The following is a 12750-nucleotide window of genomic DNA, read 5'->3' as shown; positions in this document are numbered from 1 at the left end:
CGTGCGGAAAGTTTGTCGTAAGCCGGGTTCTGTACTTCTGGTGGTCCAAACGGGAACGACCCTCCCACGATGAAGCGACAATCATCTATCTAGGCCGTACATTGCTATACGGCTCCAGCAACCAACCCGGACGCGCCTCAGGCTAAGGCTGCAGCTTAGGGGCTGCGGCGTCCTCTCGGTCTTGCTCCAGATGGGGTTTACCAGGAACGTAGTCACCTATGCTCCTCGTGGTCTCTTACACCACGGTTCCACCCTTACCTGTTCCGGCTAAAAGCCGGCCATCGGCGGTCCATTTCTGTGGCACTATCCTTCAGCTCGCGCTGACTGGACGTTATCCAGCATCCTGCCCTGCGGAGCCCGGACTTTCCTCTCGCGGCAACAAGGCCGCCAGCGATTGTCTGTCAAACTTTCCGTGGCATCGTTAAGTATACAAGGTATTTCACAAAAGCTCAACCCTCAATGCCATTCCAATCTAACAATAATTTAACTATATAAAAGTAAACGGTTCTGTGTTCAAGGAARAAGCAACCGCTTTCGTTTCATATTTACTGCTCACAAGCTGTTCATTCAACCAATTTGCAACTTTCTGCTTCATCACTTTTTCAATGTTATGACCTGGGTCGATGATCGTCATTCCTGCAGCTAGCGCATCATGTGCCGTGTGATAATCAATATCTCCAGTGACAAGCACATCAGCGCCGGAAAATACAGCATGGCGTACATATTTCCCGCCTGCTCCTCCGAGTACAGCGGCTTTGCGAATGACTCGGTCGAGTGCTCCAACGACTCTCACCGCTGGAACATCAAATAATTGCTTCGCTTGCTCTGCAAGCTCACCCAGTGTCTTCGGCTCGGTTAGCTTGCCAACTCTGCCCAGTCCAAACGATCTGCCCTTTAAATCGACTGAATATAAATCATAAGCAACCTCTTCATACGGATGTGCTTTAAGCATAGCTTGGACCGTTTTGCGGTGGACACTGTGAGGCACGATCGTTTCAATCCGAATCTCATCGGCACGCTCCAGCTTTCCTTCCTCACCAATGAACGGGTTCGTTCCTGGTCCAGGAATAAATGTTCCTGTCCCTTTTATATTGAAGCTGCAGTTGCTGTAGCTGCCAATTTTACCTGCTCCTGCACGCCACATAGCCTCAAGTACTTGCTCGTGATGGCTCTCTGGTACAAATACAACAAGCTTGTACAGCTTATCCGTATGCACTTCCTCCAAACACTGGCGGTTATCCGGCACGATACCGATTAAATCAGCGAGCCAATCATTTATTCCGCCATCTGCCACATCAAGATTGGTATGTGAAATATAAACGGCAATGTCGTTTTTGATTAGCTTCTCGTATAGGCGCCCTGCCGCAGTTGATGTATCCAGCTTGGCAAGCGGCCGATATATGATCGCATGATGAGCGATAATAAGCTCAGCACCTTGCTCGATCGCTTCATCAACAACAGCATCCGTCACATCCAATGCAACGAGGATCTTCTTAATCGGTTTATTTAATGTGCCAAGCTGCAGGCCGATTTTGTCATTCTCTACCGCATAATGCTTAGGCGCAAGCTGCTCCATTAACTGGATCACGGTTTGTCCATTGGCAAGCATTGTAAAACCTCCTCAATCACGTTCATCTCCGCCTGAAACTGCTCGCGTTTACTCGCTGATTCAGCAAGATCTGATCCACCCAGCTGATCACAAATACGCTCAAGCTTATTCAGCTCATGACGCCATTTTTTAAGCAATACAGGTTGCGGCTCACGGAGCAAATACGGACCCATTTGCTTCAAAACACCAAATAGCTTGTCAGCCGCAAGCTTAACCTTCAAGAAGCTGCCATCATAAAGCTCGCTATTGCGCGCTTTAGCATCCAATACACGTATGGCGTGCATCACTTCATAAATTTTTCCGTCTTCTTCGAGAATGCTTTCTGCAGCCAAATACCAATTATGCTTCAATAGCCATTCGCGTACGACTTCTTCACCTACATTAGGCTGCAGCACAAGCTCTACAACCCCTTCTAGCTTGCCCGCCGCATGGCCTGCCTCCAATATATCGCTCATAAGGCTGCCGCCCATACCGGCGATTGTGACCGTGTCAGCCTCACCAGGCTGAAGCACGTTCAGGCCATCGCCTTGCCGCACTGTCAAACGAGCAGTCATTCCAGCAGCAGCACCTTGCTTCTTCGCTGCCTCATAGGGACCGAGGTTCAGCTCTCCTGCGATCGCTGTAGGGCACTTATCGATTTGCAGCAAATATACGGGGAGCATCGCATGATCCGAGCCTATATCAGCTACACGCGAGCCCGTGGTTACGTAATCTGCAATCTTCTGCAGACGCCTTGATAGTTTTAACATTATACAACCCACACCATCCATTGTTTTCGCATTGAAAATAATATTATGCCGCCTATCGCTATTTTGACAATAAGCTGCAGCTGCAACAGAATCGCGTCATTTACGAACATGACCGAGTATAGCTCAGGCATAAACCACACGAGCGCGCAGGTTGCAAACAAAACAGCAGATACCGGCTTCGACCAGCGATGTACAAACCAACTGCTCCAGCCAAATAAACAAGCGATAGGCAGCCAGTACAGCTGCACCTCATACCATTTCGAATCCAGCATAAATTGTGACAGCAGCCACGCATAAACAAGTATAGCCGCCAACCATCCACTTAAATGAAGGGCAGGAATGCGAGCCTTTATTCCGTAAACAACCCAAAAGATCGAACAAAAGGCTAATAAGCCTGTTTTCCAGCCCCAATGATCAAAAGCATGCAGATTCAACATATACAATCCCCCGCCTAGAAGGAGGAGCATTCCCGTACTTGTTATTGCCAATCCAGCCGACTCGTTGCGGCTGCGAAGTCGCTGTCCCGTAAGTAAAAAAACAGCCACCGCGCCGACCACAACAGCCATTTGCAATAACGGATGAAATTCGTTAAAATAAAGCACAACAAAGGAAATTAAGGTAAAAGTTCCAAATGTAAGTAGCCATTGCATACCTGTAGCTCGTTGTACTGCGGCGATTGCTTTTCCAACTGTATGATGCTGTTCTTTAGTTGTTTGGATCGTATCTTGATCAGCATACAAATTCAGCAGAAAGTCACAATATTGATCTGGCAGCAGCTTGCTTCGGCGCCAATGATCAATTTCTTTCACGATAATTTGCCGACGATCCTGATTCATAAAATCCCGCTATCCTTTCGGTCGACTTGTCTTGCCTGCACAAGTCCGTATGTATGAGGTTGGCATTTTAGAAAAAAGACCTCGCTGYACGAGCAGAAAGGTCAATATACTAAACATCAAGTTTTTTTATTCGAGGAAATCTTTCAAACGTTTGCTGCGGCTTGGATGACGCAGTTTGCGAAGTGCTTTGGCTTCAATTTGACGAATACGCTCACGCGTAACACCAAATACTTTGCCAACTTCCTCAAGCGTTCTCGTGCGTCCATCATCAAGTCCGAAGCGAAGACGAAGTACATTTTCTTCTCTTTCAGTCAATGTATCGAGCACATCTTCCAGTTGCTCTTTAAGCAGCTCATACGCAGCAGCATCTGCTGGAGCAAGAGCTTCTTGGTCTTCAATGAAATCACCTAGGTGAGAATCATCTTCTTCCCCGATTGGAGTTTCGAGCGATACCGGTTCTTGTGCGATCTTCATAATCTCACGAACCTTCTCGGTGCTTAGCTCCATCTCCGCAGCAATTTCCTCCGGTGTCGGTTCGCGTCCAAGTTCTTGGAGCAATTGACGTGATACTCTAATGAGCTTGTTAATCGTTTCCACCATATGAACAGGGATACGAATAGTTCGTGCTTGGTCAGCAATGGCGCGAGTGATCGCTTGACGAATCCACCATGTTGCATACGTACTGAATTTGAAGCCCTTCTGATGGTCAAACTTCTCAACTGCTTTAATAAGTCCCATATTGCCCTCTTGAATCAAATCAAGGAACAACATACCTCTACCTACATAACGTTTCGCAATACTGACAACAAGCCGCAGGTTCGCTTCCGCAAGTCTACGTTTTGCTTCCTCGTCACCATTCTCGATACGTTGTGCAAGTTCAACCTCATCATCTGCAGAAAGAAGTGGAACCCGACCGATTTCTTTCAAATACATACGTACCGGGTCATTAATTTTTATACCCGGCGGCAAAGCTAGATCATCATCAAAGTTAAAGTCGTCCTGTTCGCGCTCTTGCTCTTCCCCTTGGGCAGCGAGTGGATTTTCTTCGTCATTTTCGTTCAGTACCTCAATCCCAAAATCATCGAGCTGTTCGAAAAATTCATCAATTTGTTCAGGGTCTTGATCGAACGGAGCCAACTTATCCATAATTTCTTTATACGTCAAAGATGACCTCTTTTTGCCTTGCTCAATCAATTGATCCTTCACATGATCCAGTTTTTGTTCGGTATCTAGTTCAGTATGTTGATCATTCGCCATATTCCGACTCCCTCCCCCCTAGAAACGATCTTCCTGTCGTCCTTTGAGCTGTCTCTCTAGGGTTATAATCTCACTTGCTATTTGTGCTGCTGCCAAAAAATCTCCGGTACGCTCAGCACGCACCATTTCTTCTTTCTTGCGTTCAATATCACGATACTGCGGTACTTTAATAATGTCTTGGATATATGCGTCCATCGTCGTATCATCGAACGGAAAGTCACCGTCCATCATCAAAATCGATGCAGCTGTACGTTCTAATCGGTCATCATGCAGCGTTGCAATAAAGCGGCTGACATCCGGATCATAGCCTTGAGCAAAATAAGCGTATAAATAAGCAGCAAGAGCTGCGTGATCCTCTACATTAAACGCATCGCCGAGTCGTTCATGAACCGATTGCGCTACCTCTCGATCCCGCATCATAACGTGCAGCAACCTTCGTTCTGCATGTGTGTAAGCAGGCAAAAGAGTAGGTGGTCCAGACTTTCGGGGCTTTTCATTCCTACCATTATTCCACGAATTGTCGTTATTATCCCCTTGCGGTTTCTTTTTTTGCAGCTCCTGTCTAATTTGATGACAGTCCTGTTTCAAAGCATCCAGTGAGATTTCGAACTCTCGTGAAATTTCCTTCAGGTAGACTTCGCGTTCCGTTGAAGAATCAAGCTCTGCAACAATTTGTACCGCCTCAAGCAGATAGTTCTTTCTACCTTCTTCTTTTAGCAGTATATGGTTTTTCCTTGAATATATAAGCTTAAATTTTGTCACCGATACCGGCTGATCCATTATCTCTCGCAAGAAATACTCCGGACCATATTCGCTTATATAATCATCGGGATCCTTTCCTTTCGGAAGCATCGCCACCGATACTTTGAGGCCTGCGCTTTCAAGCATCGGAATTGATTTGAATGCTGCTGCTTGTCCTGCATCATCACCGTCATAACATACAATGACTTCTTCGGCTTGTCGTTTTAGAATAGCGCAATGTTCTTCGGTCAAAGCCGTTCCCATCGTGGCAATTCCATTTTTTACGCCAGCGCTCCATGATTTAATGACATCCATGTAACCTTCAAACAATACAACTTGCTTACTCTTTCGAATAGATGGCCGCGCATAGTGCAGATTGTAAAGTGTTCTGCTTTTCGTAAACAGCATCGTTTCCGAGGTATTCAAGTATTTCGGCTGTCCTTCGCCTATAATGCGACCCGCAAACGCGGTAGCTTTGCCGTCTCGATCCCATATCGGAAACATAATGCGATTTCGAAACCGATCCACATATCCACTCCCGTCAGATTTAGCCGAAAGCAATCCGCCTTTTTCCATCAATGCAAGATCAAATCCACGATTCGTTAAAAACCGGGCCAGCAAGTCCCATTCCTCAGGAGCGTAACCAATCATAAAATGATCAATCAGCTTATCACTAAGTCCGCGATCCCGCAAATATTGCTTTGCCGCTTGTCCTTGCTTCGTGTTATTCAGCACATGATGATATAACTTAATTGTCAGCTCATGCGCCTCAATGATCTTGGCTCGGTCTGCATCATGCGGCGTGGATTTCACTCCATCTGGTGATGCCCAGGTTACAGGCATTCCCGCATCCATCGCCAGCACTCGAACAGCTTCAGGAAACGAATAACCTTCCATTTCCTCAAAAAAACGAATAACGTTGCCGCCCTTACCGCAGCCGTAGCAATGGTAAATTTGGAGCTCCGGCGTCACTGTAAATGAGGGAGTCTTCTCCGAATGGAACGGACATAACCCCTTCATATATTTGCCGTGCTTCGTGAGATGAACATATTTCCCGACCGTCTCTACGATGTCATAATGCTTGCGAACCGCATCAATGACCTCTTCCGGTATTTTATTACCGTATGTCATCGTTCATCACCTTCATCCTAGTAACACGTAAATAATATTCGCTATACGTCATGGTTCTCCTGCTCATTTCGTAAAACTTTTGTCAACTTTTGTTGAAACCGTGCACGATCGTCGTTGTTCATCGCTTTTGGCCCTCTTGTTTTGCCTCCGGTACGGCGACGTTTCGCAAGTTCGTGTCTACGTTCCATCAAATAATCAATGTTCTCATCGGTATATTGTTCTCCGCGAGGAGACAATACGACAGCGCCTTTGCCGATTGCTATGCATGCCAGTCCAAAATCTTGTGTAACGACAATATCTCCACGCACAATATGGTTCACAATGTATAGATCGACAGATTGATTGCTTCGGTCCACCTGTACAATATCTACTCCTGGCTGAGGCTCCAGCCGATGGTCGTGAGAAGCAACCATAAGTACTGCTACAGAAAAGAGTCTTGCCGTTTCACCTATTTCCGTTTTTACCGGACATGCATCCGCATCGACCACAATGGTAGGTTTTTGTTGACGAATAGAAAATCACCGCTCGGTTTCAAATTCTTTTCCTATACTATTATATACGGCATAACTCTAAAAAATCCTTCCGCTTGACATTATGGCAAACGTACATATTCCATAATCAAACTTGCTGTCTCTTCAACGGCTCGATGTGATACGTCAATCACAACGCAGCCTAGCTGCTTCATAATAGTATCGGCATAAAGCAGTTCCTTTTCAATACGATCAGGAGTCGCATAAGATGCATTATTCGGTAAGCCAAGTGCTTTAAGGCGTTCTTTGCGTATTGTATTTAAGTAAGGAACACCTATTGTAAGCCCGATTATTTTGCGTTTTGGCAGCTTAAACAATTCGTCCGGCGGCTTTAGCTCAGGGACTAGCGGCACATTAGCAACTTTGAACTTCTGATGCGCGAGGTACATCGATAAAGGCGTTTTTGACGTTCGTGATACGCCAACGAGTACAATATCTGCTTTTAGTACGCCGGATGTATCTCTCGCGTCATCATATTTTACCGCAAATTCTACAGCATCTACCTTTTTGAAATAATTGGCATCAAGCACATGATTAAGACCAGGCTCTTGTCGTGATTTCCGCCCAGTCCGCTTCTCCAGCGTCTCGATAAAAGATCCCAAAAGATCGATCGCGGTAACGCTGTATGCCTCTGCAAACTTTTTCATGCTGTCGCGAAGATGCGGAATAACAAGTGTATAGATCACTATTGCATCAACTTGCTGCGCCTGCTCAATAATTCGCAGCAAGCCTGCCTCTTCCGTTACAAAAGGGGCTCTGCGGATATCGGTATGAAGTGGATGAAATTGCGCGATTGCTGCGCGTACAACAAGCTCCCCTGTATCACCAGCTGCATCGGAGACGACATATACGATTACTTCGGGATTAGAACGAGACATGATCTATCATCCTCCTTACGGACTCAATTACCAAACGAGCTTCGAGAAATCTGCGATAATCGCAATATCTTCTGCGATACCAGCAAGCGTTKACAATCGATTCGCACGAACAGCCTCATCAGGTGCCATGACCATAACATTCTCAAAATAGTTATGAATAAACGGCTTCAACGATGATAAAGATTGTACCGCTCTTGAAATATCTCCCTCATCAATCGCTTGTTTAAACGTTGGACGCTGCGCTAGCCATGTTTGATACAGCTCTGTTTCCACCTGTTCTGCGAACAAAGCTGGATCAACCGCTGCACCAGCAGCTTTGGAACCCAGATTGCTGACACGGTTAAACTGCTCGACAGTTAGCTTAAATTCAGTACGATCGCTGCTTGCAGCAAGCGCTTGAACGACGCTCGCACGCTCGATGGTCGATTTCAGATCTGCAAAACCAGAAGCCATAACGGCATCTACAACATCATAACGAACACCTTGCTCAGACAATACGTTCTTAACGCGAAGCGCAAAGAAATCAGAAAGATCTTTGCGGATTTCAGCACCGTCGCGTTTAAGGCTGCGGTTCTCATGTACGGATAGCGCCGCATCATACAAATCGTTTAGCTCCAGCTTCAAGCCGTGCGCCAAAATAATTTGAACGATACCTGCTGCTTGCCTGCGAAGGGCATAAGGATCTTGAGAGCCTGTCGGAATGATGCCGATCGAGAAACAACCAACGATTGTATCGATTTTGTCCGCTAAGCTTACGATGGCTCCTGTTAATTCAGATGGAGCTAGATCTCCGGCAAAACGCGGCTGATAATGTTCATTAATGGCTTTCGCCACTGAAGCTCGCTCTCCTGCTTTAAGAGCATAATCTTCCCCCATAATGCCTTGCAGTTCAGGAAATTCATAAACCATTTGGGATACGAGATCGAATTTGCAAATATCAGCGGAGCGGCTAATGTCGCTGGACGTTTGCTCATCGATCAGCAAATGCTTACTCAGAAGATCAGCTGTTGCACGAATGCGTCTTACTTTGTCAGCTACTGAGCCTAGCTCTTCGTGATATACGATATTCTCAAGCTTCGAAAGAGCATGCTCTATCGTCAGCTTATGATCTTCTTCATAAAAGAATTTGGCATCCGAAAGTCTTGCGCGCAGTACTTTCTCATTGCCTTTCGATACTAGCTCGATCGACTTAAGATCGCCGTTGCGAACCGTAACGAAAAACGGAAGAAGCTCACCTTCGCTGTTGAATACCGGGAAATACCGTTGATGCTCACGCATCGATGTAATAAGCACTTCCTGCGGAATGTGTAGAAAAGCTGGGTCGAAGCCGCCAAACAATACGTTTGGATATTCAACTAGAAAAACAACCTCTTCAAGCAAATCTTCCTTGATTGCAATCTCCCAGCCTTTTTCTTTGGCTAGACGATCGATCTGAGCTACAATCAGCTCTTCACGTTCACTGACATCAGCAAGAACATGCTGTTCACGCAGGCGCTCAACGTATTGCGCAGGTTCTTGCACAGTAGTATCATTGCCGAGGAAACGATGTCCGCGTGTTGTATTTCCAGTTTGTACCCCAGTAATTTCAAAAGGAATCACATCTTGACCAAATAGTGCAACCAACCAGCGGATCGGTCTAACAAACTTTAGCTCGTGATTGCCCCAACGCATATTTTTCGGGAAAGACATCGAAGTAATCAAGCTGAGCAAGCCATCTGGCAGTACCGCTGCTGTGTCTGTACCGATGCTGCTTTTGGTAGCATAAACATATTCAACGCCAGCTAGTTCTTGGAAATACAGCTGTTCAGGCTCAACGCCTTGGCTTCTAGCAAATCCAAGAGCAGCTTTGCTCCAATTGCCTTGGTCGTCTTGAGCAATTTTACGAGAAGGGCCTTTAGCTTCTTCATTCATATCCGTTTGCTTCTCAGCTACGTCGTTGATTAGAACAGCAATTCGCCGTGGTGTAGCATACACATTTACTGCGCCGTGTTCAATTCTTGAGTCCGAAAGCCACTTCACCATTTTATCTTTTAGCTGGTTCATCGCACCACGCACGAAACGAGCAGGCACTTCCTCAAGTCCGATTTCAAGCAACAAATCTCTAGTCATGCTGCTCCACTCCTTTCTTCAGCAAAGGGAATCCAAGACGTTCTCTTTCCTCGTAGTATGTCGATGCGCAAGCACGCGCTAAATTTCTTACCCGTGTAATATAGCCCGTTCTCTCCGTTACGCTGATTGCGCCGCGCGCATCGAGCAGGTTAAAGGTGTGCGAGCATTTTAATACGTAATCGTACGCTGGAAACACAAGATGATGCTCCATCGTTTTTTGAGCTTCCTGCTCATACATGTTAAATAAAGAGAACAGCATTGCTGTATCCGATGTCTCGAATGTATATTTGGAATGCTCATACTCTGGTTGTTTGAAGACGTCACCGTATGTTACTCCTTCAACCCATTCCAAATCAAAAACATTCTCTTTTTGTTGAATATAAGAAGCCAAACGCTCCATACCATATGTGATCTCTACAGCGACAGGATTAGCATCAATGCCGCCAACCTGTTGGAAATAAGTGAATTGCGTAATTTCCATGCCATCCAGCCATACTTCCCAGCCTAAACCCCAAGCGCCTAGAGTAGGTGATTCCCAGTTATCCTCAACGAAACGGATATCATGCTCAAGTGCATCAATGCCTAGCTGCTTCAAGCTTTCCAAATAAAGCTCCTGAATATTGTCAGGCGATGGCTTCAAAATAACTTGGAATTGATGATGCTGGTATAAACGGTTTGGGTTCTCACCGTATCGACCGTCCGCTGGACGTCTTGATGGTTCCACATAGGCAACATTCCAAGGCTCAGGACCAATCGAGCGTAGAAACGTCATAGGGTTCATCGTTCCTGCACCCTTCTCAACGTCATAAGGCTGTACGAGAATACAATTTTGTTCAGCCCAGAACTGCTGCAAAGTCAAAATCATTTTTTGAAAATTCATATCTGACCCTCTCCTTCTTCCTCTGTTTTGTGTCCGTAAAAGCGAAGCAGGCAAAGGTGTTTATACGCAAAAAACTCCCGTCTCTACGCCTGCTCCCAGACGTAGGGACGAGAGTTGTAATCCCGCGGTTCCACCCTACTTGGTCAGCTCCTTAAGAGCAAACCCTCTTTGCTTGTATACGACTCCGGAGTGCCTTTTCATCGTTTTGACCGTCTGGGCTTTCACTTTCCCCAGCTCGCTAACCTAGTCGGCTTAAAACGATTACTTTCTCCATCAATGCCCAATATTCATATTGCATTATTTTATGCTTCTTTATGCCAATTGTCAAACATCGTTCCTAGGTATCATAATAAAGCCGCTAATGTGCACGAATCTCATCTGTATTAGCCGTTTTTCCATCACGTTTGCCGATAATATCTTTCATACCCGTATTCCCCATCATCAAAACACAAACTAATGCTAAGCCTGCGGGAACAATAGACCAAACAAACGTGGTAGATACTGAATCTGACAAAGCGGCAACAATCTTCTCCATGACTGGAGCCGGTATTTCTGCGCGCTTCTCCGGTGATAACAGCTCACGTGCATTTTCCGTCATCGGAGCCGCTCCTTCTCCACCTGCGAAAGCATCTGTCATACCCTTTGTAAAGTGGTTGCGCTGAATAATGCCGAATACCGTAATCCCTACTGTCATGCCTAATGAACGAATGAAGGACATCGTAGATGTGGCGCTTCCTCTTTGCCGCATATCGAATCCATGAATGGAGGACATTCCAAGCACAGAGAATGAGAAGCCGATACCAAACCCAGTTAAGAACATATACACGGACAACATAAACCTTGTTGTTTCCGGCGTAATGGTGGATAGCAAGAAAATACCTGTAATAAATATAACAGCTGAAATCATCATGACGCTGCGATAGGACATTTTGTTGACTAATAAACCACCGAGCTGCGCCGCAATAACTGATCCCAAGGTCATAGGCAGTAAAGTTAAACCTGCACTAACCGCTGTTCCGCCGAATACGCCTTGGACAAACATCGGGATATATAAAGCTGCTGTAATAAACGCCGCTCCGTAGAATAAGCCCGCTCCCGTACTTGCTGCAAACAGTCTTTGTTTGAACATATTAAACGAAATAATTGGTTCTGCTGCCTTGGTTTCCACGAAAAGAAAGATGCCGAGTAAAACCGCAAAGCCAGCAAATAAACCAATAATTTGCACTGAATCCCAAGCAAACTCAGTTCCACCGAGCTCGAGTGCAAACATGAGACAGACGATAGAGCCCACAAGTGTCGTTGCTCCCCACCAGTCGATCTTTTGCTTGGAATGAGAAAGCGACTCTTTGTAATAAATAACGATAAAAGCAAGTGCCACAAGACCAATGGGTACATTGATGTAAAAGATCCAGCGCCAATTGATATATTCCGTTAAGTATGCGCCTGCAAGCGGTCCAAACAAGCTTGAGGTACCAAATACAGCACCGAACAATCCACCCATTTTACCGCGTTTCTCTGCTGGAAAAATGTCAAATACGATTGCAAAGGCAATTGGCATCATCGCACCGCCGCCAATACCTTGAATAGCACGGTAAATGGTCAGCTGCGTAATCGATTCAGCCGTTCCGCAAAGAACAGAGCCGATTAGAAATAAAGAAATACCTAAAACGAAAAAACGTTTTCTCCCATACATGTCAGACAATTTCCCAAAAATCGGCATGCCTGCCATCTCTGTTACCAAATATGCAGATGTAACCCACACATATTTGTCCAAGCCGCCAAGATCGGATACAATCGTTGCCATTGCTGTCGATACAATCGTATTATCGATTGATGCGACCAGTATACCAAGCAAAAGTCCGGCCACGACAAAGCCCAGTCTATTTTGTCCTGTAGACATCAGGTCAACCCCTCCAATTACTATGAATCTCAAACAACCTCATCTATCATAAATCAATTTCTTAGATGATGAAATCATGCAGAGGAATGAGCCTTCCCTCCGTCTTGAGACCGATAACAAACCAAAAGCA

10 protein-coding genes and 1 other RNA gene are annotated in these 12750 nt (G+C 45.7%); all 11 read right to left on the bottom strand.

All coding sequences use genetic code 11. From position 1 onward, the window contains the following. Window positions 1–3: 3 nt before the first annotated feature. Window positions 4–410: RNase P RNA component class A (rnpB, locus tag AC1DPK_RS19530), an RNA gene on the bottom strand. A gap of 77 nt (window positions 411–487) precedes the next feature. Beyond that, window positions 488–1609, bottom strand: coding sequence for a Nif3-like dinuclear metal center hexameric protein (locus tag AC1DPK_RS19525; RefSeq protein ID WP_477511377.1), 1122 nt, complete (start codon window positions 1607–1609; stop codon window positions 488–490). Beyond that, the gene (locus AC1DPK_RS19520; protein ID WP_477511376.1) at window positions 1585–2358 is read right to left on the bottom strand and encodes a tRNA (adenine(22)-N(1))-methyltransferase; all 774 of its coding nucleotides are present in this window, start codon (window positions 2356–2358) and stop codon (window positions 1585–1587) included. Before AC1DPK_RS19520 ends, AC1DPK_RS19525 begins: the two co-directional genes overlap by 25 nt. Then, entirely contained in the window at window positions 2358–3194 is an 837-nt protein-coding gene (locus AC1DPK_RS19515; RefSeq protein ID WP_339203430.1) for a hypothetical protein, read from the bottom strand. The genes AC1DPK_RS19520 and AC1DPK_RS19515 overlap by 1 nt, the downstream gene beginning before the upstream one ends. Window positions 3195–3320: 126 nt before the next feature. Next, entirely contained in the window at window positions 3321–4451 is a 1131-nt protein-coding gene (gene rpoD / locus AC1DPK_RS19510; RefSeq protein ID WP_053376806.1) for an RNA polymerase sigma factor RpoD, read from the bottom strand. A gap of 18 nt (window positions 4452–4469) precedes the next feature. Beyond that, window positions 4470–6323 carry a DNA primase gene (dnaG, locus tag AC1DPK_RS19505; protein WP_477511375.1) on the bottom strand — a complete coding sequence of 618 codons (1854 nt, stop codon included), beginning with the start codon at window positions 6321–6323 and terminating at the stop codon, window positions 4470–4472. A 41-nt stretch (window positions 6324–6364) separates the two neighbouring features. Further along, window positions 6365–6814, bottom strand: coding sequence for a YaiI/YqxD family protein (locus AC1DPK_RS19500; RefSeq protein WP_339209682.1), 450 nt, complete (start codon window positions 6812–6814; stop codon window positions 6365–6367). Between the two features lie 101 nt (window positions 6815–6915). Beyond that, a complete protein-coding gene (locus AC1DPK_RS19495; RefSeq protein ID WP_076266901.1) occupies window positions 6916–7731 on the bottom strand; it encodes a pyruvate, water dikinase regulatory protein in 816 nt (271 codons plus the stop codon). 27 nt (window positions 7732–7758) lie between these two features. Beyond that, the gene (glyS, locus tag AC1DPK_RS19490; protein WP_477511374.1) at window positions 7759–9840 is read right to left on the bottom strand and encodes a glycine--tRNA ligase subunit beta; all 2082 of its coding nucleotides are present in this window, start codon (window positions 9838–9840) and stop codon (window positions 7759–7761) included. Next, window positions 9833–10720: a glycine--tRNA ligase subunit alpha gene (gene glyQ / locus AC1DPK_RS19485; protein WP_076266899.1), complete on the bottom strand. Its 888-nt coding sequence runs from the start codon at window positions 10718–10720 to the stop codon at window positions 9833–9835. Before glyQ ends, glyS begins: the two co-directional genes overlap by 8 nt. A 358-nt stretch (window positions 10721–11078) precedes the next feature. Continuing rightward, window positions 11079–12620 (bottom strand): MDR family MFS transporter, encoded by a 1542-nt coding sequence (locus tag AC1DPK_RS19480; RefSeq protein ID WP_477511373.1) that lies wholly within the window; start codon window positions 12618–12620, stop codon window positions 11079–11081. Between the last annotated feature and the right edge of the window lie 130 nt (window positions 12621–12750).

This window comes from Paenibacillus sp. 01T424 (assembly GCF_056398745.1).
This window is presented reverse-complemented; position numbering and strand designations above follow the sequence as displayed.